Source organism: Siphonobacter sp. BAB-5405, from assembly GCF_002872335.1.
In the GTDB taxonomy this organism is placed as follows: Bacteria; Bacteroidota; Bacteroidia; order Cytophagales; family Spirosomataceae; genus Siphonobacter.
The window spans coordinates 68260-93293 of sequence record NZ_NJAG01000004.1 but is presented as its reverse complement, the minus strand read 5'-3'; the positions used below and the strand labels follow the sequence as shown (position 1 = coordinate 93293).

At 50.7% G+C, this 25034-nt stretch carries 17 protein-coding genes; 3 read left to right on the top strand and 14 right to left on the bottom strand.

Features of this window, described 5'->3' with window-relative positions; translation table 11 throughout:
* The first annotated feature begins 150 nt into the window (after positions 1-150).
* A complete protein-coding gene (locus BWI97_RS03805; protein WP_094813578.1) occupies positions 151-1476 on the top strand; it encodes a TolC family protein in 1326 nt (441 codons plus the stop codon).
* 70 nt (positions 1477-1546) lie between these two features.
* On the opposite strand, the gene BWI97_RS03800 is transcribed toward BWI97_RS03805, so the two are convergent.
* From BWI97_RS03800 to BWI97_RS03785, 4 genes are all read right to left on the bottom strand, one after another.
* On the bottom strand, positions 1547-4504 hold the full coding sequence (locus BWI97_RS03800) for a glycoside hydrolase family 3 N-terminal domain-containing protein (RefSeq protein ID WP_102200095.1): 2958 nt from the start codon (positions 4502-4504) through the stop codon (positions 1547-1549).
* Positions 4505-4674: 170 nt separating this feature from the next.
* Positions 4675-5511 carry a glutaminyl-peptide cyclotransferase gene (locus tag BWI97_RS03795; protein ID WP_102200094.1) on the bottom strand — a complete coding sequence of 279 codons (837 nt, stop codon included), beginning with the start codon at positions 5509-5511 and terminating at the stop codon, positions 4675-4677.
* Between the two features lie 151 nt (positions 5512-5662).
* Positions 5663-5848, bottom strand: a complete 186-nt coding sequence (locus tag BWI97_RS03790) for a CsbD family protein (protein ID WP_102200093.1) — start codon at positions 5846-5848, stop codon at positions 5663-5665.
* Between the two features lie 82 nt (positions 5849-5930).
* Positions 5931-6614: an SDR family oxidoreductase gene (locus tag BWI97_RS03785; protein ID WP_158242676.1), complete on the bottom strand. Its 684-nt coding sequence runs from the start codon at positions 6612-6614 to the stop codon at positions 5931-5933.
* 175 nt (positions 6615-6789) lie between these two features.
* Between BWI97_RS03785 and BWI97_RS03780 the strand changes: the two genes are divergently transcribed.
* Positions 6790-7569, top strand: coding sequence for a porin family protein (locus BWI97_RS03780; protein ID WP_102200091.1), 780 nt, complete (start codon positions 6790-6792; stop codon positions 7567-7569).
* A gap of 68 nt (positions 7570-7637) precedes the next feature.
* On the opposite strand, the gene BWI97_RS03775 is transcribed toward BWI97_RS03780, so the two are convergent.
* The 4 genes from BWI97_RS03775 to BWI97_RS03760 all read right to left on the bottom strand — a co-directional run bounded on the left by BWI97_RS03775 (position 7638) and on the right by BWI97_RS03760 (position 13683).
* Positions 7638-8633 carry a hypothetical protein gene (locus BWI97_RS03775; protein ID WP_102200090.1) on the bottom strand — a complete coding sequence of 332 codons (996 nt, stop codon included), beginning with the start codon at positions 8631-8633 and terminating at the stop codon, positions 7638-7640.
* 114 nt (positions 8634-8747) lie between these two features.
* A complete protein-coding gene (locus tag BWI97_RS03770; RefSeq protein WP_094813566.1) occupies positions 8748-9410 on the bottom strand; it encodes an HAD family phosphatase in 663 nt (220 codons plus the stop codon).
* 98 nt (positions 9411-9508) lie between these two features.
* On the bottom strand, positions 9509-10417 hold the full coding sequence (locus tag BWI97_RS03765) for a glycerophosphodiester phosphodiesterase family protein (RefSeq protein ID WP_102200089.1): 909 nt from the start codon (positions 10415-10417) through the stop codon (positions 9509-9511).
* Between the two features lie 65 nt (positions 10418-10482).
* On the bottom strand, positions 10483-13683 hold the full coding sequence (locus BWI97_RS03760) for a carboxypeptidase regulatory-like domain-containing protein (RefSeq protein WP_102200088.1): 3201 nt from the start codon (positions 13681-13683) through the stop codon (positions 10483-10485).
* Between the two features lie 154 nt (positions 13684-13837).
* Here BWI97_RS03760 and BWI97_RS03755 point away from each other — a divergent pair, with 154 nt between their 5' ends.
* Positions 13838-14632, top strand: a complete 795-nt coding sequence (locus BWI97_RS03755) for a polysaccharide deacetylase family protein (protein WP_158242675.1) — start codon at positions 13838-13840, stop codon at positions 14630-14632.
* Between the two features lie 263 nt (positions 14633-14895).
* On the opposite strand, the gene BWI97_RS03750 is transcribed toward BWI97_RS03755, so the two are convergent.
* The 6 genes from BWI97_RS03750 to BWI97_RS03725 form a co-directional block, all read right to left on the bottom strand.
* Entirely contained in the window at positions 14896-16011 is a 1116-nt protein-coding gene (locus BWI97_RS03750; RefSeq protein ID WP_102200086.1) for an acyltransferase, read from the bottom strand.
* 48 nt (positions 16012-16059) lie between these two features.
* Positions 16060-17316, bottom strand: coding sequence for a hypothetical protein (locus tag BWI97_RS03745; RefSeq protein ID WP_102200085.1), 1257 nt, complete (start codon positions 17314-17316; stop codon positions 16060-16062).
* On the bottom strand, positions 17313-18584 hold the full coding sequence (locus BWI97_RS03740; RefSeq protein WP_102200084.1) for a hypothetical protein: 1272 nt from the start codon (positions 18582-18584) through the stop codon (positions 17313-17315). The genes BWI97_RS03745 and BWI97_RS03740 overlap by 4 nt, the downstream gene beginning before the upstream one ends.
* 351 nt (positions 18585-18935) lie before the next feature.
* Complete coding sequence (locus BWI97_RS03735; RefSeq protein ID WP_102200083.1) at positions 18936-20246, bottom strand: efflux transporter outer membrane subunit; 1311 nt, start codon at positions 20244-20246, stop codon at positions 18936-18938.
* A 164-nt stretch (positions 20247-20410) separates the two neighbouring features.
* Entirely contained in the window at positions 20411-21475 is a 1065-nt protein-coding gene (locus BWI97_RS03730) for an efflux RND transporter periplasmic adaptor subunit (RefSeq protein WP_102200082.1), read from the bottom strand.
* A 132-nt stretch (positions 21476-21607) separates the two neighbouring features.
* Positions 21608-24817, bottom strand: a complete 3210-nt coding sequence (locus tag BWI97_RS03725) for an efflux RND transporter permease subunit (RefSeq protein WP_102200081.1) — start codon at positions 24815-24817, stop codon at positions 21608-21610.
* Positions 24818-25034 lie beyond the last annotated feature (217 nt).

The following is a 25034-nucleotide window of genomic DNA, read 5'->3' as shown; positions in this document are numbered from 1 at the left end:
TTCGTCGCCACTTTTGCTTGATTTATCTCAGATTCCTGAACTACGGCTTCCCGGACGGCTAACTTCGTGGAAGTAGTCGTTTTTTGTGAGAAACTAGACCAAAATCGGGACGGAGGATGTATTGACACGGTCCCGTATCTCTTAACCCCCATGTATAAAAAAATAGCCCTCTTTGCCAGCTGTTTTACGTTTTGCTTTTCTCTTTTTGCTCAGACGGCTCCCGAATCTTTATCGCTGGAAGACGCCATCACGCTGGCGTTGGAAAAGAACTATTCGATTAAAGTCGCCAAGAATCAGGTACGATTGGCCGAAAACGACAATACCCGGGCGGCGGCCGGTATGTTACCCCTCATCACGGGGCTAATACAGCCGAATGGACTTTTTAACTTTTCCAATCAGCGGTTTTTTGACGCCGTACGACCGCCCCTGGTTCAACAAGGAATCTTTAACCGAAACGTGGCCGCCAACGTCCAGTTAACCTGGACCATCTTCAACGGGCGAAGTATGCAGATTACTAAGGCCCGGCTGGAAGAACTCGTTCGGGCGGGTGAATCGCAGGCTCAGGTGACGATTGAAGGGACGATTGCTCAGGTTACCAACGCGTATTATTCGGCCGTTCAGCAAAAACAACAGTCTCGTTCGCTGGAAGATGCCCTGACCATTTCGCGGGAACGGCGGCGGCTGGCCAAAGATCGTTACGACATCGGGCAAGGCTCTAAAGTGGAGTACCTCACCGCTCAGGTCGATTTCAATGCCGATACCGCGGCCCTGATTGCTCAGAAACTGACCTACGTTAACACGAAAACGCAGCTTAATCAACTATTAGCCCGTTCGCTGAATGTGGATTTTGTGCCGAATGACACCTTGTTGTTGAACCGTGATCTGGTGTACGAATCGTTACGGGATCAGACCTTACGGGAAAACCCGCAGCTCCTGCTGGCCCGCAACAACAGTCTGATTGCCAATCTGGACGTTCGGAATCAGAAAGCCTTACTCTGGCCTACGGTCAACGTGGTGGGCGGCTATACCTATAACCTGCTCCGCAACGGCGGTTCCGGCTTTGGGGTACGAAGCGGATACAATGCGAACTTCACGGGGGGCGTTCAGGTCGCGGCCGTCATTTTCGACGGGCTGAATCAACGGCGACGCATTCAGGGAGCCAAGATTACCGAAGAAATTACGAATCTACAGGAAGCCGACGTGAAAGTCCAGATTGAAGCGGCCCTGCAACAGACGTATCAGAACTACCGAAACAACCTGAATCTGCTCGACCTGGAAGCCCTTAATGTCAAGACCGCCGAGCAGAACGTTAGTATTGCTCTGGAGCGGTACAAGATTGGCGTGGCCACACCCCTGGAATTACGGGAAGCCCAGCGAAATTTTATCGCCGCTCAGATCCGACTCATTCAGGCTCAGCTGACGGCCAAAACTTCCGAAATTGAACTGTACCGACTGAGTAGTAACATCATGAAATAAGATTCAAATGACTATAAAAAAGCCCGAGRCATACTGCTTCGGGGCTTTTTTATAGCTACTGTTCAAACGCTTAAAATCCTACGACTGCAGACTGGCGGATGGCTTCGTAAATCATCTCACCAAATTGGGTGCGGATATTCAGTTGGCCAATCTTCGAATTATTCCGCGTGGGATATACGCGGTTCGAAAGGAAGATGTAGAGCATTTTTTCCTTCGGTTCAACCCAGACGAAAGTCCCCGTGAAGCCCGAGTGACCAAAACTTGCCGGACTCGCCGAGGGAGGCCCGGATAAACCGGGACGTTTGCGATCAGGTTTATCGAAACCAATGCCCCGACGACTGTTTACTTCCACCGGGAAAGGATACGAGGTCCATTGGTGTAAGGTTTTTTCGCTGATGAATCGCTGATTGCCGTACACGCCACCGTTCAGGTACATCTGGTACAGTTTAGCCAAGTCATTGGCGGTACCGAATAAACCGGCATGGCCCGAGATACCTCCCAACAACGTAGCTCCTTCATCGTGCACTCGACCTTGAATGAGTTCTTTCCGGAACAGCGAATCATACTCCGTAGGGATGATGCGGTCAAGCGGATAATGTTCCCGTGGATTGTACGTGAGCGTCGTTGCACCCATGGGCCGGTAGAACGTATTTTTCAGGTAGTCTTCCCATTTTTCACCCGTCAGCTTCTCCACAATTTGCGGATAGAGATAGTACGATAAATCGCTGTACACGTAGCCCTGCTTGGGTTTAACGGGCGACTCTTCAATTTGTCGTAACAATTCCCGGCGGTAACGACGGTGCAGAAACAAGTGGTCAGCGACCGCAATGGGGTAGCGACGGCTTTGCTCCGTGCTGAACGTACGCGGTTTCCAGCCACTTTCGCTGGTAGAGTCCAGAGCCGTTTGCCAGAACGGAATCCAGGCTTTCAGGCCCGCCTGATGGGTTAGAATATCAATCAGTTTCAGATTGGCTTTATTGGAATTTTTCCATCTGGGGAATAGCTCACCCAGCGTCATATCCGGACGAAACTTACCTTCATCCTGCATCCGCATCAGAGCCAGTACCGAGGTGCTGACTTTCGTGACCGAAGCCAGATCGTATAAATCGCCTTCCCGAACCAGTTGTGAACTTTCGTAGGTCGGTTTTCCGTAGACTTTCTTGAAGATGACTGCTCCATCTTTGGCGACCAGTACCGAAGCTCCAGGGTAGGCTTTGGCCATGAGCCCCTGATTGACAATGGAATCGAGTTTCGCATTCAGAATACGGGAATCGATGCCCACCATTTCGGGCATTGCGTACTGAAAACGTCCCATCGGCTGCACCCGTAAGCCATCGCCAAATTTGAAATTCGGATTCACTGTAACGGGCAACTGACCGTTGGCTCCGATCCCTCCGCCCACCAGCTGAGCGGCCAGTTCCTGCATCACCGCCGTTTCCTGATACGTAACGACCAGGGCTTTGGCTTGCTCGATTCCCGGCAATTGATTCAGTATGTAGGGATTACCGAAGAACAGGTACGCAGCATTGGACAGACCCGTGAAGTTCCGGGCGAGTTTCAGGCTCGGCTCGGGCCAGGCGTTCGCCGATCGCATAAAGGGACTATGCAGCGACACCAGTACCAGATCGTATCCGGCCAGTTTTTCTTTGATTGCCGTGAGTTGAGCCTCCGGGGTTTTCGCATCCACGCGGAAGGTATCGACGGGCAGATAATTCATCAGCATGGACTGAAAAGCCGTTGGATTGGCGGGCCCCTGAGCGGGCGTCCCGACGCTGATGGCAGCCACTTTGGTATGCATCAAATCTTTGATGGGCAGGGTACCCGCTTCGTTCCGCAGGACCGTGATGCTGCCTTCGGCCATCTTACGGGCTAAAGCTTCCGCACGGGGCTGGTTCAAGTCTTCGCTCAATCGGGCCAGCGGAGCCGGTTGGTACTTGTCCAGTCCCAGCCAGGCCTTGGCCCGCAGAATCCGACGTACTTTATCGTCCAGATCGGCCTGAGAAATTTCACCCGACTGCAAGGCTTTTTTTATTGCCTGAAACATCACCGGCACATCGGTAAACGTCTCCAGTACATCATTCCCGGCTAACAGGGCTTTTACTCCCGCAACACCCGGCGGATAATGCTTGGCCACGCCCTGCATTTCCATGGCATCGGTAAAAATGAGTCCTTCAAAACCCAGTTCTTTCCGTAACAAATCCGTCACGATGGGCTTGGAAAGCGTCGAGGCCTGATTCGGCGTAGGATCAAGGGCAGGAATACTCAGGTGAGCGATCATGACCCCATTGAGGCCCCGTTCAATCAAATGCTTGAACGGATACAGTTCCAGCGAATCCAGCCGAGCCCGTGTATGATTAATGATGGGCAGGTCCGCGTGAGAATCAACGTCGGTATCACCGTGACCGGGAAAGTGCTTGGCCGTCGTAATCAGTCCCGCATCCTGCATTCCCCGCATATAGGCCTGCGATTTCCGTAGGACTTCCTCCCGGTTTTCACCAAACGAGCGGAAACCAATCACGGGATTTTTGGGATTGTTATTCACGTCCGCTACGGGAGCGTAATTGATGTGAATCCCCGCCCGGCGACACTGCTCCCCAATTTGCTTGCCCATGCGGTAAAACCAGTCGTCGTTCATTCGAATGGCCCCCAGCGTGAGTGCATACGGGTAGCGAACGGTACTGTCGAGTCGCATGGTTAGGCCCCATTCCAAATCCTCGCCCATCATCATGGGTACGGTGGAAATGGCCTGTAAGTCGTTGATCATCGACGTTTGTCGGTAGGGCTGATTGGCGAACCAGACGAAACCGCCGACTTTGTAGTCGCGTACCCAGCTTTTGAGTTTTTCCTGATCGTAAGGCTGATTGGTAAAATTGGCCCGGGGCATCATGAGCTGGCCAATTTTTTCATCGACGGTGAGACGAGCAAAGACCGAGTCGGCCCAGCGTTGATTACCCGTCGTAAAAGGTTTTTGAGCGTACGAGGCAAGCGATACCAGAAGAGCGGTACCCAGAGGAAGCAAACGTTTCATAGATACAAAAATAGAGCATTGCCCGAAGTTTGCGGGAGTACGGAAATTTTTCTACGTAGGAAAAGATAATTTTTGCAAATAAGCCTTTGAAAGTGATTTATTAGGCAAATACTCATTTCTAAAAAAGATCTATATCAACCATCGGCTTTCTGCCAGAGGAACGGCCTTGGTTAAGGAGTCACCTTGATTTCGTAAATAGTTGACCAGAGTTTTCCCGTCACATACCAGTTTCCTGAGGTAGAGTCAAAAGCAATTCCGTTCATCTCCAGAGCTTGTGGGTACTTCGTTCTTGCATCCTGTTGTAAGGAGCTTAAGTCCATTTTACCCATTACCTGACCCGTTTGCGGATTGATTTTCACAACCGTAGCAGTCGTGTACACATTCGCATAAATATAGCCTTTGACGTATTCCAGCTCGTTCAGATTAATCACGGCACCCTGTTCATCGGTTACCGTTAGTACTTTTACAACCGTGAAAGTAGTAGGGTCCAGATAGGTCAGGTTTTGCGTACCATCGCTCATGATCAGGTACGTACCATCGGTGGTCAGCCCCCAGCCTTCTTTACTGGGAAAGGTGAACGTCCCCAGTTGCTTGAAAGTCCGGGCATCGTAGACAAAACCCTTTTTTGAAAGGTAAGTCAACTGGTAAAGCTTGTCTTTTAAGAAGACAATTCCTTCCCCGAAGTATTGATCGCGGTCCAGCTCAACTTTGGTTTGTATTTTTCCTGAAGATAAATCCACTTCGCCAACGATGGACTCCGTCTGGGGCAATTCTTTCGGCGAGCCCGTACTTTCATACAGTTTCCCGTCGTACATCTGTAAACCTTCAGTAAACGCATTCGTATCGTGCGGATGCGTTTTGACGACGGTATAGTGCAAAACCGGCGTGGCTGCCGGACTGTCTTTTGCTTCACTAGAAGATTTTGGAGCATCATTGCAGGCCGTTAGTACACTGCACCCGAGGAAAATAAGAATGGACTTTTGAAGGACTGATTTCAAGCGATTCATTACGTTAAACGTTTCCAGAACAATTTATCGGTATTGCAGCGATTCACTGGGCGTACCGGGTACGAACTTACACGTTTATTGATTGATCTTCTCTCCGTACAAACAAAAAGCCGGAACCTCCCGGCTCCGGCTTTTCAACTAAAAGTATTTACTACAGATCAGCAATTTTTTTGTTGATCTCGTCTTTGGTCTTACCCGTTTTTTGCTGGAGTCGGCCCCACAGTTCGTCTTCTTTACCTTCTTCGTAAGTCAGATCATCGTCGGTGAGGTCTCCGTAGGCTTGTTTGATTTTGCCTTTCAGTTCGTTCCAGTTTCCTTTAAGCGTTGTCTCGTTCATGACTGTATTCATTTTAAGGTTAAAGCGTAATTGCTGCTATTCTTACCAAAAAACTCATTCCAGCCAGAGTCTGACCCCAATTTCAGGCCTGCCCGTACGCTTTTAGGACCGGTTCGCGTAAGGTCTTTCCCGCTCCCAGGCTCACGAAGGCGATCATTTCCGCGAGTTCAGCCGGATTGATCCAGGTTTTAAAATCCGCATCGGGCATGTCTTTCCGATTGCTGGGCGTATCGATGGTACTGGGGGCTACGACCGTCGCAACCACATTTTTCTTCTTGCCCGCGGCGTTGATCAAATCAGCCAGACTGTTCACCAGCGATTTCGAAAGAGCATACGCCACCACGTGCTGTCCCGCCGTAGGGTCCAGAGCCGGACGCGACCCAATCAGGACAATGCGGCCACCGTTGGGCTGCTGACTCATCTGCTCAAAGACGGGGCGTGCGACCTGATACGCCGACTGAAAGTTAATTTTCAACTGAGCTTCCACAGCAGCGTAATCCGTCTCCGCCAGAGCTCCCATCGCAAAACCGCCCACTAACAGTACTGCTACATCAATGGCTCCGTGTTCCGAGACGGCGTCCTCAACGAATCGCTGGCAGGCTTGTTCATCAGCTACATCCAGGGCATACGGATGTAAACCTTCCTGCATGGGCAGCTTTTGTGGATCACGTACGGCAGCCACCACCGTATGACCCACCTGAAGAAATTGCTGCGTTACGCTGCGGCCCAGGCCACCCGTCGCTCCGGTAATTAAAACAATTGCCATAGCTATGCGTATAGTTAGAATTGTACGACTGGTTTCACGTTGCCAGTACCCAAAAGTAAAACTTTCATAAACCGTTCGGGCGGCTTTGCCGTAAATTGATAAGCGGGCGTTTACTCCCGCCTGCTTTTTCCGACTAAGTAGCCGGTACATTCTTTCAACTTTATCAAAGTACGTTATGAAATCATTTGTTCTACTCGGATGTCTGAGTATGGTAAATTTCTCCCTGCTGGCTCAGAGCCAACCCGCTAGCCCCTCTTCGCGACCAGTGACGAAGGAAATGCAGGAAATTTACGACCGGGCCAATGCCAAGCCTACGACTTCGATCATTACCACTCCTACCAGGACGGAACCTACTCGCTCCAAACCCGAGAAAACCAGTTTTGCCACAACGGGCGATTTCCGCGGCAGAAGTTACATCGGGATTAAAGCCGGGGGTAATTATACGACGGTGCTCAATGAAAATACGGATGCCGAACTGAATTTTGCTCCGGGCTACCACGCGGGTATTGTATTCAATGCCGCTTTGGGAAATGTGGTCTCTTTCCAACCGGAAATTCTCTATAACCACAATGCCTTGAAAGCGAAACAATTCGGCGATAATTACACTTTTACGTCTTCCAGTATAGACATTCCCTTATTATTTCGTTTTTCCTTCGGTAATCAGACGCAGTTTTTTGTCAATGCCGGGGTGATGGGAAGTTATTTACTGAAAACAACTTCTGAACGGGCAGGAACAAAGTTCAAAAATGACTTATCTGATTGGGAATTTGCCGACCGTACTAAATTCTCGGGCGTAGCCGGCATTGGCGTAGCCCATAACCTACCGAAGGGACAGATTTTCCTGGAAGCCCGTGGTCACTATTTGTTAGGCAATCTTTCGGAAGGTTTTTACAAGTCGGATGCCCTCCGTGATTTTCACGCAACTTTGTCTCTGGGTTATCTGATTCCTTTTTAGTTAAACACAAAAACGGACCGCTTCACCAGCGGTCCGTTTTCGCAAGGAGTAGCGGAATTTTATCCGATTTAGATTTCCAGTCGGTAAACCTTACCCGGTTTTATACCCACCAGATTTCCTTCCGTATCGTTGAAAATCCGTAAGGACTGTTCCATCTGCGGATAAATCCACTGCCCGTAGGTACTGTAGTAGTACCGAACCCCATCCACGTTCATCCAGAGATTCCCTTTGGCATCCTGCACGAAATCAGAAACGGATCGCCCGGAATCGTAATCACTCACCGGAACCAACGTTAATTTCTCCAACGTTTGCCCGTTGAATTTCATTAGTACGCCATCCCAGCGGCCATCCTTCACCACCAGCCAGAGTGTACGCGTATCATCTTCAAACACGCCAAACAAGGAATTTTTGATGCCTTTCCGCGTGTAGAGAAACTGCGAAAACTCGTACTCGGCCACCGGCTGGGACAGATTCGTATTGCTGTAAATCTGTAATTGCTGATTATCGGATTTCAGGGAAAAGTTTCGCGTAAAAAGCCGATCATTGGTATCTTCCACGAGGCGGCCTTTCTGCTGCTTCACATCCCAGATTACTAAACCTTTGGTCGTTTGAAACCAGTGTTCCTGAGCGGTAGCTTTCACTACTTCGTTGAAACGAAACTTTACATCTGCGGGGAAATTGCCTTCTTTGACCCAGGTTCCTCCGGTGTACCGATGTACGCCATACCCCAGCGTACCGTCTTGAGCAACGACCCATATATTTCCTTCGTCATCGGAGAACAAAACTTCCAGCGGCGGACTAGCGGGTTGAGGAAAACGGCGAAGGGCATACGTCACTGAGTCGGAAAGCATCAACGCATACGGAGTGATAATCAGGGCTCTGGTCCCGGTTAACGACAGTGTATCTATTTCCTTAAGGGCAATCGGTTTACTCGCCAGCGTACGGGCTTTAGGTCCATTCAGCTTCGTGGGGCTGGGCGGATAATCCGTTGGTTCAAAGAGCGAAAGATCGCAACTGGTCAGTAGCCCAAGCAATAGCAGGGCCCATAGAGAAGAAAGTTTCATAGCGAGCAGATGAGATGGAATCTGGGCAAAGGTACGCGGACTTTGCTTTCACCCAATAACAAAAGGACGAGTGGTATTACTCGTCCTTTCTGAAAATGAACGTTCAGTACGTTCCTATTCCGTTACAATCGCCCGGATTTTTTCGGCGTTCAACTCCGAAAAATGGTTAATTACCTGATTGGCTTCGCTCAAATCCTGCAGGGCCGTATGCTCGCTGTTGTAGCCAATGCAGTAAATCCCCGCCGCCCGAGCCGCTTTTACGCCGTTATTCGAGTCTTCGATGATGATACACTCCGATTTGGGAGCTTTAGACAGAGCGGCCGCGTGCTCAAAAATCGCCGGATCGGGCTTCGATCGAACGAAATCTTCGCCACTCACCTTGTCCGAAAAGTACGGGTCCAGACCAAAACGTTTGAATACCCGGGCAATCGTCACCTTGGCCGCCGAGGAAGCGAGAATGAGCTGAAACCCGTGTTCGTGCAGGTCTTCAATCAGCGTCCGTACGCCGTCGAGCAAATCCAGATCTTCTTTTTCATCAAACGCATCGTTGAAAATAGCCCGCTTCCGCAGCACGAACGATTCGATATCTTCCCCCAGGTTGTAGGCTTCATTGAGTTTCTGGTAGACGTTGCGGGTAGAAAGGCCCGTGAAGGTGGCGTATTCTTCGTCGGTAATGTGCAGGCCTAATTCGTCAAAATGCTTGAAAAAAGCGTAACGGTGAACGGGTTCGGTGTCAACAATCACCCCGTCCATATCAAAAATAACGGTTCGTATCATGGAAAAATGGTCTCACTGAAAAAGACGAAGGTACGGAAAAGGCCGGGTTTTGTTAGGAAAGGATCAATCCCAGACGGTTTTTAAAGCGAGACCATTCCTTACTTAAAAAACGCATCCTTATCACTCGTCTTCGGAAGCATCGGCTGTATCCCCTGATTCGCCTGGATCGGCAAATCAGTTTCGATCAGGTCGGCTCCTGCTTTTAGAATCGTCTGATACACGTCTGTTTTCCCAGCTTTGTATTCCTTGTCGTATACCGGACCAGCGGCAACCATCACCATCACCCCGCGTTGGTGTAACTCTTCAATCAGAGCCGGGTGTTCGGGTTTGGTCTGGGAGCCGATGTACGCCATGACCTGCTTCCAGGGAATACCCGCGGCTTCGTATTCGTGCAGGGCTTTTTCCGTGTGAACAAAGGCTTCGAAGAGAATGTCCGGGTTTCGCTGGTGGTAGTATTGAGCGTCTTTAGCGGTATGAACCGTCACCATCACGAAGGCCTCGGCTTGGTGTTTACGAATGATTTCCAGCGTTTTATCGAAAGGCACGTCCTTGTAATCCAGAATCAGTACCGTTTTCCCGCGGGCCCATTCAATGGCGTCCTCCAACGTAGGAATTCGAAAATCCGTCAGCTTGCCTTCCGAATCTTTCAATCGAAATTGCTGCACTTCCTGCCAGGTATAATCCCGGAGTTTACCCGTTCCGTTGCTGGTCCGGTTCAGCGTAGCATCGTGCAGGAGTACGATTACATTGTCTTTCGTCAGGCGTGGATCAATCTCGAAGGTCGCATACGTATGTTCGAGCGTGTTTTCGAACGTTTCCAGGCAGTTTTCCGGAAAGCCGGGCCGGGCTCCCCCCCGGTGTGCACTCAGAAAAGGCCGGTGTTGGGGCGTGTAGTGCCAGAATTCCTGAGCTTTGGCTACCGTTGGAATAGCAAGTTTGTGCAATTTTTTCTGAGCGAAACCCGTGACACACAGGCCCACTAGTACGAGGCTAAGCAGCTGTTTCATCGAATAAAAAGGCAAATCCGCCCGGACTCGAAAGCCCGGGCGGAAGTTAACAATCGGATGAATACTTACTGAAACGAATACCGCAGGCCAAGCTGAATCCGCCAGGGTGTACCGCCAATCGGACGCGTACCCAGGTTCTGCACGGCGTAGCCATACTGACGGGTTGTCTGATTGAAAGCGTTAATATTCAGTAGGTTCGTATTACCACGATTATAATTCCGGCCCCAGTCCCGGTTGAGTACGTTCATGAAGTTAAAGACATCCGCCGAAAACTCCAGCTTCTGACCTTCAGCGAGTTTAAAGGCTTTGTTCAAGCGTAAATCTACCGTTGTAGCAAAGGGGTTGATTCCGCCGTTTCGCTCGGCCACTTTACCCAGACTGGATTTGATGTAGTCTTTCACACTTTGGTCTACCGAAGGGTTGTTGAGCAGATCGCTCATGCCCTGACGAACGTTTTCCGGCGTTGTTGAACTATTCGGATCGAATACAAAGGCCAGATCATTCGTCAGTACAAAATCACCGTTCAGACTCGTACCGCCGCCTACCAGGAAGTTATAACGGGTACCGCCCACGCCAATCACCGTGGCCCCGAGCTGAAATCCTTTCCAGGAAGGCGTTGCTCCATTTACCACGATTTTGTTCCGGAAATGCGTATCGGCGTAGCCATAACTCAGGCTCCGGGGATCGTCTTTGACGGGCAAGAACGTCGAGGTATTCGCCACGCAGCAGCTATAGGACGAATTATCTTTCGTGGAATTGAGCGTATAACTCATGTTCACGTAACCGTCTTTTCCCAGTTTGATACCTGCGTCGGCCACCAGGGTAAACTGATCGGAAATACCCGTCGAGATCAATTCCAGTACCCGCCCGACTTCGGTCGTTTTTCGGGAATTCTGCCAGTCCGTGATTCCCTTGGCCGTAATGGTTTCGGCGGGAACGAAAACGCCCCGATTGTCTTCATTGGCAATTCTGAATTCCGGGTTATCCTTCAGGTTACGATCCACGTATACGTAGTTATGAATCGTTTTTGCCCAGATGGCGTTGAGTCCAACCCGAATGCGTTCGCCGATAAAGTGGTTGAAGTTCACGTTACCCTTGAACGTCGTCGGCACCTGAAAGTTCGGGTTGACGGCGTTGATGGTAGATACATACTTCCCACCTGCCGGAATACCCGGCACCGTCGAAACGTCCTGACGGTATTTGCTGAATTCCGGTACGGGAACCTGAGCACCCGTTACATCCACAGAACCGACCATCAGTCCACTGTTCTGAATGTTGTTGACCTGAGCGTAGTAGTGCGGTTGAGCGGAGAATAACCCGCCTCCAATTTTCAGGACATTCTGACGCTTGCCACCAATATCCCAGGTAGCCTGAAAACGGGGTTGAATGTTGTTCCAGTCCTCGGGTTTCACGTCCGTGCGAATGCCCAGCGTTCGTTTCACGGTTTCGTTGAGCTGTCCACCCGTCAGAAACGCCGTCGCATCGTAGCGTACGCCCAGAGCCAGGTTCAGGTCCGGATGCGGGTAAAAATCAGCTTGTCCGAAAACGGAAATATCCAGTACACTCTGATTCACGATGGGTTGCCCCTGCAAAGGCACTTCGCGGGCGTACCGATACGGCCGCAGAGCCTCCAGATCATCAATGCTGTTGAAGAAGAATCGACCGTTTTGTTCACTCGACAGATACGTCTCCATGGTGGTAATCATGTTGTCCGTACCAAAGGTGAAGTTGAATTTATCCGTATTCCAGTAGGCCGTATTGCTCAGGTGTAACTGGTGCATCCGGTTAAATTCGGGGGAATATCGTTGTCCGCCGAACTGTACCGTTTTCGTCTGCGTGGCGTTAGGATTGGATTCCGTGGGGAATGGCGAGGTAACGTTGACAATCGCCCGGGGAATATTCTGAAACGGCAGATAACCCTGGGGCGTAACGGGTTTGTAGGAATACAGGTACTGCACCTTGAATTCGTTCGTCAGTCGAGGTTTCAGCGTGGAACGCAACGCCGCCATAGCCGTTACCGATACGTCTTTCAGGTTTGCGTAGGATTCCAGCAAATTGATGTTCGAGTTATCACCATCGTTCAGCGGAGCTACGTAGTGGGTCATGTTGCCGCGTAGCGTCAGTTTGTGCTTGGTATTGAGCTGCCAGTCGAGGCGTGCAAAAGCCGTATTGGCCGTTGACTTCTTGGGAAACTGGCCGAATTGCTGCCCCGTAACGCCGTATTTTTCCTGGGCTACCTTCACCAGCCGTTCCAGATTGGTTTTTGTGATGCCGTACCGTAGCTCATCCGCGGATGAATTGATGTCGGCAATAATGAGCGGCTCGCTGGCATCCTGCCGATCGTAGGCTACGAAAAAGTGAAGTTTATCCTTGATGATCGGGCCACCCAGGCTGAATCCCGACTGAAAATTGGTAAAGTTCTGCTTGCGATCCGCTCCCTGAATAGTGTACGGACTCGACAACGTGTTGTTACGGAAATACAGAAAAGCCGAACCTTCCAGTTTGTTGGTTCCATTTTTGGTGACAGCACTCACGGCCCCACCCGACTGACGGCCCTGCGTAACGTCGTAATCGTTGGTGATGACTTTGTATTCGCGAATGGCTTCCAGCGAAATGGCATAAGGGCCAGCGGAAACCTGCCCGTTGGTCCAGCTATTGCGGGCATTCATCCCGTCAATGGTCACGTTAGTACCCGTCGAACGCTGGCCGCCGAAGCTGAAATTATCGCCGCCCTGCAGGGGAGACAGGTTGTTGAGTCGTGTAAAACTCCGGCCTTCATTGGGTAAGTTTTTGATCTGAGCCGCTGTAATCGACGTAGCTGCTCCCGCCTGCCGGACTTCCTTGGTGTAGCCGCGTTCGGAAACTACGATTTCTTTCAATTCCGTATTAGACGATTGTAGACTAATGTTTACGTTCAGGTTATCGCCATAATTGAGTGAGTACCCCGTTTCTTTCACCGTTTGTAAGCCAATGAAGGTTACCGTGACGGTGTAGGGCTTACCCAGCGGCAACTGCCGAAGGGCGTACTCCCCTTTCGCATTGGTCAGCGTACCCGTGGTAAAACCGGTTGCTTCGTTTCGAACGGTTACGGCGGCTCCGGGCAGGGCCTCGCCTTTTTCATCTTTCACAACGCCGGAAATGGAAGCGTCGGTAGCCTGAGCGGCCAACTGGAAATAGATACTAGTGCCGAGAAAGAAAAGTAAGCACAAAAAACGTCCGGTCCAGCCCTGGCGAGGCTGGTGTTTTTTCAACCAGAGTAAAGTCATAGTGAGCGTAACAGATTGATTGGTTCGTATAGGCCGGGCAAATGTATAGAGGCGTAAACCCGATCAAGCTGTTGCTTTTGCGATGTTTATATAATCTTTACATGAACCGGATTTTTCCGCAAAATCCTTAACATTTGCCTAACTAATGCTTCACATGGGCCGCTGGACTTTTGTTGTTATACTGCTTTTTTTATTGCCCGGCTGTCAATCCACAACCCAGCATCCGGAACGGGCGGGGATTGCCCTTTCCTTCGACGATCGCTTTTTCAGCGACTGGATGGCTTTACGCCCCTTACTGAATCAATACCAGGCTAAGGTGACGTTCTACGTAAATTGTCCGGATTCGCTAACGAATGAAGAAGTGAGGATACTGAAAACGCTTCAGCAGGATGGGCACGAAATTGGTTTTCACGGTACCATTCACGGCATCTCCACAGAAATGATACAGAATCTGGGCGTAGAAGGTTATCTGAATACGGAAATTCGGCCCGGGCTTTCGTATTTGCAACAAGCGGGCTTCCACCCTACTTCGTACGCTCATCCCGGCGGCAATCATAATGCCCGCGTCGATTCCGTACTGGAGGTTTCCGGTTTTCGAATCCTGCGGGACGTGGCCCTGGCAGAACGCTCCTACAAAGGCTTCCGGCTTTATCATCTTTCCCCCCAATGGCTACCTCAGATTTATTACGACTTTGATCAGCAACGCAGCGTGGATGCCCTCCTGTTTGATACGAGTGCAAATTTGAGTGTAGCGGAACTTCGGTCGGCTCTGGTTCGGGCCAAAACGCGGGGAAAAGCCGTGTTACTCTTTGGGCATCAACCCTTTTTCTCAGCCCCCAAGCCTGAGCAATACGGTTTTGATGTACAGGTACTTCGACAAATGCTGCAAACAGCCGATTCACTGCACCTGAAATTTTATCGCATGTCGGACTTACCAGTGATCCAGTAAAGGGAGGATGTTTCAGCGTTCACAAGGGCCGCTATTCTGCTTCTGAAGGGTAGCATTACTACCTTTGATTCATCTTCGGAATTCCGTCTCATTCTACACCCAGTACGCTATACGATCTAAGTAGTAAGACCCTCTATAATAGAAGAATAATGGACTGATTCTAAGGGAGTAGGCAGGCGTTAATCTGAATTACTTACTTCGCTTAGGAAACGGAGCTTTCCTACGAAAGCCTTGGCTGTATTCCGACACGATAGAATGAGCCCCTAACGTCCGTAGCGTTTGTCTTTGAAAACGAGCAGCGGTTTTTCCAGATACTCGTACGAGAGGTAAGAAACCAGAATGGACAAGCCGAATACAGCAGGGTACAAAATCAGGTTATAGGCCGTAGTGGACAAACCCGGAGCATACGTATTGAGGACATTAATCAGGAATACCGAAATGGCAACATGGTAGAGATATAGTCCGTAAGAGATCTTGCCAATGTAACTAACGACCGGGTTTTCCAGCGAAATAATACTGTCAGGATTCGTCGCCACATTCAGTACGAAAAAGCAGAAGAAGAAGGCATATACTTCCATGAAAGCCGGAATGTGTACCCCCGACAAAAAGCAGATCAGGAAGAGTACGTATACCGTAATCTGCACATTTTTCCGGTAGAGAACGGATAGGAATCGCGTCCGATTGGTATACACCAGATAAGCTCCACCCCCACCCAGGGCCATGATGAGTAAGCGAAACTGGCCAATGAACGTCAGTACGGAATCTTTCTTCTGAGCTTCGGTTCCATCCAGCAGGTATACGCCTAAAGCAAGTAATCCGACGGTCGCCAGCATGAAGATGGTTACAATCAAAAAGGTCCGTTTGGGGTATTTGATGATCCAGGGCCAGAGGTAATAAAACTGCTCTTCCACCCCAATCGACCAGGCCTGAGCGGCCCAGTAGGGAATGTTATACAGGACGAACGCGTAGTTGGGCAGTACCAGAGCCAGTAGCGTGATTCGTTCCGCAACGTGCTGGGAAGCGACTTCGTTGGCTCCGGGAAAATACATCAGGGGCACATGCGGAAAGACAAACAGGGCTAGTCCGACGATCAGAAAATAAATGGGCCAGATCCGGAATACGCGTCGCAGGTAAAACTTGGGGGCAGAAATGTCGCCAAAATTACCTTTTTCCTGCAACAGCAGATACGTGATGAGAAAGCCACTGAGTACGAAAAAAAGACCCACACCCAAACGGCCCGCGTGTTTGACGACCGTCAGATGGTAAATATTGGGCAGGTCAAACGCTTCTTTCGCCTGTTCGAGGTGATGGATCAATACGGACACCGCCGCAATACATCGTACGCCGTTCAGATTGGGAAAATTACGTTTCTGACTCATGCCAACAACTAAAGAAAGGTATCGCTTATAGGGAATGCAGCTGGGGTACTACCGGGGCGTGCTGTACTTTTTTTTTTCGGATCCGGGAAAGGCTACGGTAACAAAATAGCCCGTCAATACTACGACTCCCACCTGAATAACGTAATCGATAGTACGGGCCTGAAGGCCGAAAATATCGGCAGGAGTTGCGTAATTGGGCATGCCCATCCGCCACCAGTACGAGGGATGAATTACCGACAATACGTTAAAGATGAACAGGAGAATGACCTGTCGAAGGTTAGCCCAGTCCATTACTTCAAACACCAGCGGCAACAAAAACAGGAACAGATAATTACTATACGCACTTTGCTGGGCAATCATCATCAAACCATACATGGCTACCCAGAGGTGGGCCAGCATCACATTCACCGGCTGATTCCGCATCCGCCAGGCCGTCAGACAACCGATGCTAATGGTGGCTACCAGTCCGAGCCAGTTCCAGGCTTTCGCTCCGGTACCAATCGAATCGAACGTCCAGGGATTGATGACCGAAAGCAAGTTGGGAGCCCGTAATACATTCGCTTCGTCGAGCGGCTGCAAAAATTCCAGTTTTACCAGATGATATAAAATGGCTACCGACAGAGCTCCAATCAGGGAGATTGGAATCAGAAAACGAATTTTTTCTTTTTCAATGAGAAAGAGCGGAAACAGAGCCAGTCCAAAAATGGCCTTGGTGGTTAGTACCCCCAGAGCCATGACGAGGCTGTAACCAATGACACCCCAGCGTTTGCGAACCAGGAAGGCCAGCACGACGAACAGCCACATCCAGATGTCTTCCTGGGCTCCAACCACGCACAAAACGAGTGAGCCGGGCAGTAACAGGTACAGGAGGGCCTTGAAGAGTAAATCTTCCTTACTGTAGCGGTCTTTATAAAAGAGATAAGTCAGTACCAGAGCAACCCCGTCCATCAGAGCCATGGTCAGGACAATCATGCGGGGATTGTACCAGATTTTCAGCCACATACCTAAGAAATAGGCATACAAAGGGGAATACGGGGACCAGAAATCGCGGTATACCATCTGGCCCATTGAAGCTTTACTGCCTTCGTCCCAGAAGCCGTTCACATCGGAAGTAGGCTCCTGATTCGCCCATAGATAAATCACCAGAAAGGGAAACACCCGGAGCAGCAGCCAGCTCACGCCGAGTACACCGGCTACAGGTTTCGTTTTCAGCCCTGCCGTAATTGGGGGCCTGAAATACAGCACAATACCTACCAGCAGAATACAGCCCAGGCTAATAATCAGTTTGGCCAAAACAACACTCATGCCGGCGTCAAATGTTTAGGAGTAACAATTTTAGTGGCCGTTCGGGAAACCAGCCAGAAAAAACAGGCTACGTTGAGTACCTGTAGCAGCCAGTCGAACAGATATACGGGATTGGTCAGCATACCAAACCGGGTATAATCCGGTTGCTTAATGTATACGTTTACAAAGGGCTGTACTACTGTGAGCCAGCTCAGTACTAACAAGATTGTGAGGTGTTTGTTATTCCGCAGGTCAACAATATCGAAAACGACAGCCAGCAGATACGCAATGAGGTACGCTCCGGGGGCACTGGCCTGAAAGATCATCATACAGGCAAATGTGGCAATGAACAATGCAGGTAGCGTGTGCGTCAGCGGATTAACGCGACCCCGATACGCCAGATACGAAACCAGGAGCATGGTGGTGATTAGTCCCAGCCAGTTAACCAGAGTCGAATTACTGGTATCAATGTGCACGAAAAGCTCGATGACAGGCCGGGTAATGGAAAACAGGTTCGGCGTCATCAACTGCTCGGTATGCTGAATGGGCATAAGGAATAAGTCGCCGATTTGCCAGTAGAGAAACGCCAGAGCGGGTAATCCGATGGCGGCCATGACCAGCAGCATTTTGATCGGACGGCGTACGCTAATGAGCAGCGGGGGCAGGAAAAAGACAAACGTCGCTTTGGTGGTCAGCAGGGCGATGGCAAAAATGACGCCCAGTCCTACTTCATAATCCTCTGGATTCTGTTTCACGTGCCGCCACATGAGCAGAGCTAAACCCCAAAACCAGACTTCTTCCTGGCCATCGATAAGGATGTACATAAACGACGCCGGTAACATCCAGTAAATCAGGCTGGCCTGTAAGGCATTCGACTTTTCGGGTTTGTAAGTCCGGTAGGTTCCCCACAGAATGAGTGTTTCCATCAAAACCATTAGCAGAACAATCGCTCGGGAGTTGTGCCAGAGCCAGAGCGGCAGACTGATGATGTACGCAAACAAGGGAGCGTGATACGACCAGAAATCCCGGTACACAAATCCTCCGGCCTTTGCTCCTTCGGCTTTATAGAAAAAGAAGGGAACGTCTCCACGAGGCACCTCATTGATCACGAGAAAAATCATGACCCAGGGAATCAGCCGCAGGATAAGAAAACCCAGACTAAAGGCAAGGGTGTCGTTTTTTTGCTGCCATTGCTGAATGAGGGTTGCTTTCTTAACCGTCCAGATGATTCCGGCGGTTAATCCTACGTTCAAAAGCAGTTTAATGTAAAAAACGGTAAGAATTGACATTTATAGGATCGTTCATTCGGTGGGCCGAAGGTTCAAACGGCGGGTAAGACCATTCTGCTGGTTAAATCTATTAAGAGAAAAAACGCGGTGTTTTGACACGGATAGGTACGTTTTTTCTTCCGACCTGCAAAAGTATTTAATGTAATCGATTCGACCAACGCCTTCGGAAGATTAAGCGTTTCCCTATGGATAAATACCATTTTTTCTGAAAAATACTTAACCCTTTTGGTATTAAAAAAGGACCGAAGCGAGCTTCGATCCTTTTTGTTGCGTCCTCCCTACCCTTGGCTAACGACCAAGAGCCGTAGGTTTGATTTCTTTCATAACCATGGATTTCAGTCTATGGCCAAGCTACTGTCCACCCAAAGCCTTCCACAAAGCCACGGCGTATACCAGCCGTTGTCCCTGTAACTGAGCCAGTTGTCGTTCAGCATCCAGCGACGTACGTTGGGCATCGAGTACGTCAAGGTACGTCGTCAGACCTTTTCCGTACACTTCCCGCACGAGTTGCTCGGTTTTACGAGCCGTTTCAATGACGCTTTGCTGATTGCCAATCTGGGTTTCCAGATCACGGATGTTATCCAGGGCCACTTCGGCTTCGCGTTGGGCCGTCACCACTCGCTGATCCACCGACGTGCGGGCCGTTTGTATCTGCTGCTGGGCTAAGTTAATGTTTTCCCGGTTTCGCCGACCTTCATAAATCGGGAAACTAGCCGTGGCTCCAACCGTATACGTATAGCTGGACGGTAGCACCAGATCACCAATCCTACCACTGATCAAACCACCCGAACCGCCTACGTTGATCCGAGGTTTCAGGGCTTTTCTTGCTATATCCGCGTTAATATCTGCTGCCGATACCTGTACATTCGACTGCTGAATGTCGGGACGGTTCTGTAGTAAATCCACCGTAATGTTGGCGTACGTTGGCGTTGGGTATGGGGGTAACGTAGCCGGCGGCAGGATAAAAGTCCCCGCATCCTGACCCGTTAGAATGGCTAGTCCGTTGGTTAACTCGTGACGACTCCGTTGCAAAGCAGTACGTTGAGTTTGCAGATTACCAATCTCCGTTTCGGCCCGGCGGACGTCGATTTCACTCGTCAGGCCAATCCGGAATCGTTCGCGAACCACCGCCAGTACGGAATCCCGGGCGGACAAGGTTCGCTCGAAAACTGTTTGTTCGGCATCGTTGGAGCGTACCAGAGCATAGAGACGGGCAATTTCGGCGGCTACCGCCAGACGGGCAATCCGAACATCGGCCTCACTCAGTTGCATCTGCACTTCGGAAAGCCGCACGGTTTGCCGGATTCGTCCGAATAAATCCAGTTCGAAACTGGCATCAATGGGAATTTGAAACGTCGTCAGTTGTACCCGCACCGCCCGTACGTTGGTGAACTGAACGGGCCGGTTGGGCGAAAGGCTTTGCGTCTGAATGCCCGGATTCCCCCGAACTACAGGTCGCAGGTACGACTCGGCCACCCGTACGCGTACGCGGGCTTCCTCGACCCGACTCAGGGCATTTCGTATATCAGGATTGAAATTGAGTCCGGCCTCGATGAGTTTATCCAGTTCCGGATCGGCAAAAGGTCGACTGGTGGGCGTCTGTGCCGTAACCATACTGGTCACCAGCAAAAGCAACCCACTGATTTTCAATAAACAATTCATACGTTCGGTAAAAACTTTGGGAAGTTGAGGCAGTTGGAAGTTTTGTGTGTAGGGTTTTGAGTTTATGGGTTCATTCCAGCTTTCTGCCCCATCCTTTATTCATTTATTAGCGTTCCTAATAGCATGACCTACTCTAAACGCTACACACAAAACTCAAAACCCTCTTATTTTACGCGTACCATGCCTCCTTCTTTGAGGCCGTCGGATGGGTTGGCTACCAGGCGTTCGCTGCCCTGTAATCCATCCAGTACTTCCAGGCTCGTACCAAAATCGCGTCCAATCGTGATGGGCTGAAAATGCACCTGACCGTTGGAAGAAACAATGACGACCCGGGAGCCTTCGGGCGTAACCAGCAGCGTGTTGGCCGGAATCCGTACGGGAGGGTTAATCGCCCGTACGTCCAGCGTTACCTGTCCGTACAAACCAGCAACTAATTCACCGGAGCGGTTGGGAATGGCTACTTCCGTCAGCAACGTACGCGAGGCCGAACGAAGCGTACCCGAGGTACGCACCACTTTACCCGTGAAGCTTTTACCCAGTTCGGGCACCTTCACCGTAGCGGGCAGTCCGATTTTTACGAGCTGATAATAGGTCTGAGGTACGTCGATGTACACCCGCAGGGTATCTAGTTGAGATACTGTAAACAGGGGAATATTGCCCGTATTGATCAACGCTCCCACGTCCGCATTCCGGGCCGTTATGATCCCATTGAAAGGAGCCCGTACCTGTTGCAGGCTCTTCAGGGCTTCGAGCCGCCGCAACGCCGCCCGGCCTACTTCGTAGCCCGCCTGACGTGTATCCACATCCTGTTGCGAAACGGCTCCGGGAAGTGTCACGCTTTTCACCCGATCCAGGTTCACCTGAGCCAGTTTCATATCCGCCTGAGCTTTCAGAATGTCCTGATCCAATTCAGGAGCTTCAATCGTGGCCAGCAAGCTGCCCCGGTTTACTTTCGATCCAATATCGACCAAACGTTGCCGCAAAAAACCCTGCGTACGGGCGTATACCTGCGTTTCGCGGTACGGCATGATCTGTCCAGGCAAGGTCAGTCCCGTCGTATCGGTGGTACGTTTTGCAATGACGACGTTCACCAGCGGCAAACGATTTTTGGCAGCGTCGCTTTCGGCGTGCAGTTCCTGCTGATTTCTGATTCGGGGTAATACGCCTACGAAGAAGAATAAAGCCAATAATCCCACTGGAATCAGCCATATCCAGAGATTTCTCTTCATGATCTATATACTAGTTTTCTGTTTACAGTTTTCTGTTTTCAATGGGTAGATTTCATGATTTACCGTTTCTGTTTAAAAAATTTGTTGCTCTCGCAGGTAACAGAGAACGGTAAACTGAAAACTGCCCACTCATCAAACTTCCATCTCAGCCAGTTCTTTTTCTTCGGCCATTTCGGCTTCGGTGCGGTTTTTCGCCAGATAGCTAAATACGACGGGTACGAAAAGCAGCGTCGTAAAGGTGGCCAGTAACAACCCGCCAATCACGGCCCGCCCCAGGGGAGCGTTCTGCTCACCGCCCTCGCCGAGTCCTAAAGACATCGGCAACATCCCGATGATCATCGCCAGGGCCGTCATCAAAATCGGACGCAAACGGGTACGGCCCGCTTCCAGAGCTGATTCATACGGACTCATGTGCAGATCAAACACCTGTTCCTGAGCGAAGCTTACCAGCAGAATGGAGTTGGCCGTAGCTACCCCCACACTCATGATCGCCCCCATCAGCGAAGGAATACTGAAGGTGGTCTGGCTCAAAAACAGCAGCCATACCACCCCGCACATTGCTCCGGGAAGAGCCGTAATAATGATGAAGGGATACAAAAAGGACTGGAAGTTGACGACCATCAGCATGTACACCAGAATGGCCGCAAACAACAAACCAATGCCTAACCGCGTAAAGGCTGAATTCATACTTTCCACCTGACCGCGTACTTCAATTTTATTCCCCGGCTTGAGCTGTTGCTGGTACTCCTTGATGATCTCGGAAAGCTTTCCGGAAACACTTCCCAGATCTGTCCGTTCCACCGAGGCGTACACATCAAACATGGGTTGCGTATTCATCCGGTTCACCACCATGGGTGTTACGCGACGTTCGACCTTAGCGACGTTGGCCAGGGATTGCGGCGTCAGTTCGCCGGTTTGCGTCACCAAAGGCGTTTGCAGCAGTTTATCCAGCGTATTGAGTTTGTACGGCGGCGTCTGTACGGCCACCAGATACGGAAAGCCCGTAACCGGGTCCGGCCAGAAGTTCGGGTTTACCTGCGTGGTACCACTCATGGAAATCATCATGTTGTTGGCCACCTTGGTTTCATTGAGTCCCAGCTGATTGGCCCGCTCGCGGTCAATATTCACGAATAATTCGGGAGCGTTCATGACCTGATGCAGGTGCACATCGACCGTACCGGGTATCTGAGCTACTTTACTGCGGATTTCCTGAGCAATGCGTAAGTTATTCTTCCGGTCGAAACCCGTCACCTGAATGTCAATGGGTGAGGTCAGACCGAAATTCAAGATCTGCGTTACAATATCGGCTGGCTGAAAGAAGAAGGTCACCTGCGGCAGAGCCTCGGCCAGCTTGGCCCGAATTTCCCGCATGTATTCTTCCGTCGGACGACTTTTCTCTTTTTTAAGAGCCACCAGCAACTCCGCATCGGCGGAGCCCAGTGACGAGTTGTCCTGGAATACGAAGTTGTACCCTTCACTCGTCAGACCGATGTTGGCAATAACCGTTTCAATTTCATTCGCCGGAATGATCTGCCGGATAACTGCCTCAGCCTGCCCCGCCGTACGCTCCGTAGCTTCCAGTCGGGAACCCGCCGGAGCCCGCATGTGCAACCTGAACTGGCCGGCATCCACACTGGGGAAAAAGTCACGCCCTACAAAAGGAACCATCACCGCCGTAATCATAACAACGACCAGGAATACCGCCAGTACCGTTTTCCGGTGGCCCAGATTCCATTGCAGTACCCGCAGATACCGTCCTTGAAAACGGTCGAAGCCCCGGTTGAAGCTTTGGTAAATACGAGCAAAGAAGCTAGGTTTCTTCGCCTGACCGTTCAGGTGTCCCTCCTGGTGATGTGGCTCGGATTTGAGCAACAAGTCAGCTAGCGTAGGCACCAGGGTACGCGAAAGGATATATGAAGCAATCATGGCGAATACTACCGCCAACGCCAGCGGACCGAACAAGAAGCGGGCCGGACCTTCCAAAAAGAGTACCGATACGAACACGATACAGATCGTCAGCGTAGCCACCAGCGTCGGTGTGGCAATCTGGTGAGCCCCTACCATAATCGCCCTTCGCAGGGGCAGGCCTAACTCTTCGTTTCGGTGAATGTTCTCAATCGTTACTGTCGCGTCATCCACCAGAATACCAATAGCCAGAGCCAAACCGCCCAGCGTATTGATATTCAGCGTTTCGCCCATCAGATACAAAACGGCGAGCGAACTCAGAATCGAGAGTGGTATGGAAATAGCAACAATCAGCGTACTCCGCCAGCTACCCAGGAAGAGCAGAATCATGGCGGCCGTCAGCAGGGCCGCAATCAACCCTTCCACGACTACCCCGTGAATCGAGGCTCGTACGAACACCGACTGGTCAAAAAGTTCAGTAATCTTCAGGGAAGCCGGAGCGGCTCCGCGAACCGCCGGGAGTACTTCATTCCGAATTTTGTCGACCACTTCGGTCGTTGAGGCATTCCCGGTTTTTACGATATTGAGCAATACGCCCCGTCGGCCATCCTGTTTGACTACGTTGGTTTGTACGATCGAACCATCGTGGACGTTGGCCACATCGCGTAAGTGCAGGACCACGCCGCCGGGCAGCGTTTTCACCGGAATATCGTTCAACGCAATGATGGCGTCGGGCTTGGTATTCAGGCGTACGTTGTATTCCCTTTCCTCCAGCCGAAGCTGACCACTCGGCAGGGTTAGGTTCTGAGCGGATACGGCATTGACTACATCTTCGGGTGATACGCCGCGAGCCGTAAGCAATTCAGGATCAAGATCCACCATCACCTGACGGGCTTTTCCTCCGAACGGCTGCGACAGACGGCTCCCCTGTACGGTCGAAATCATGGGCCGTATCCGGGTCGTAATATAGTCGGTGATTTGGGATTCCGTCAGACTGTCCGAGGAGATACTCAGCTGCAGAATGGGAACGTCCGTAGCGTTGTACCGCACAATAATCGGCGGTTGCGTTCCGGGCGGCATCCGTACCCGAATCGTCTGCGAGATGGCCGTAATGGAAGCCAGGGCCTCCTCAATTTTCACCGTGGGCTGAAAGAAGATTTTCAGTACGGCCACCCCATTGTAGGTCTGGGATTCCACCCGCTGGATGTCAGAGGCGTTATTGATGACCGACGTTTCGGAAAAGTTGGTAATCATCTTTTCCATTTCGTCCGTCGAAAGTCCCCGGTACGACCAGATTACGGAAATAACCGGAATGTTGATACGGGGAAAAATGTCGGTGGGCATCTGACGAATGGATACCACACCCATAATCAGGATCAGCAGAGCCAGCACCGCAATGGTATACTTCCGCTGTAAAGCTAATCGAACAATCCACATAACAAGAGGGGGTAGTGTCTAACACTCAATCAATTAAAGCTCTTTGTAAGTGCGTCTTACAGTCGATCACTGGAGCCTATACACGCCAGGGACAAGCAATGGAGAATCGTTCTGTTCATTTAGTTGCCGCATTTCCCGGATAAATCTAATTACAGAACCAATCTAGCTCCCTGCTCCTCTGGGCTAATTTCGCCAGTACTGGTAAAGTTCTGAAAGA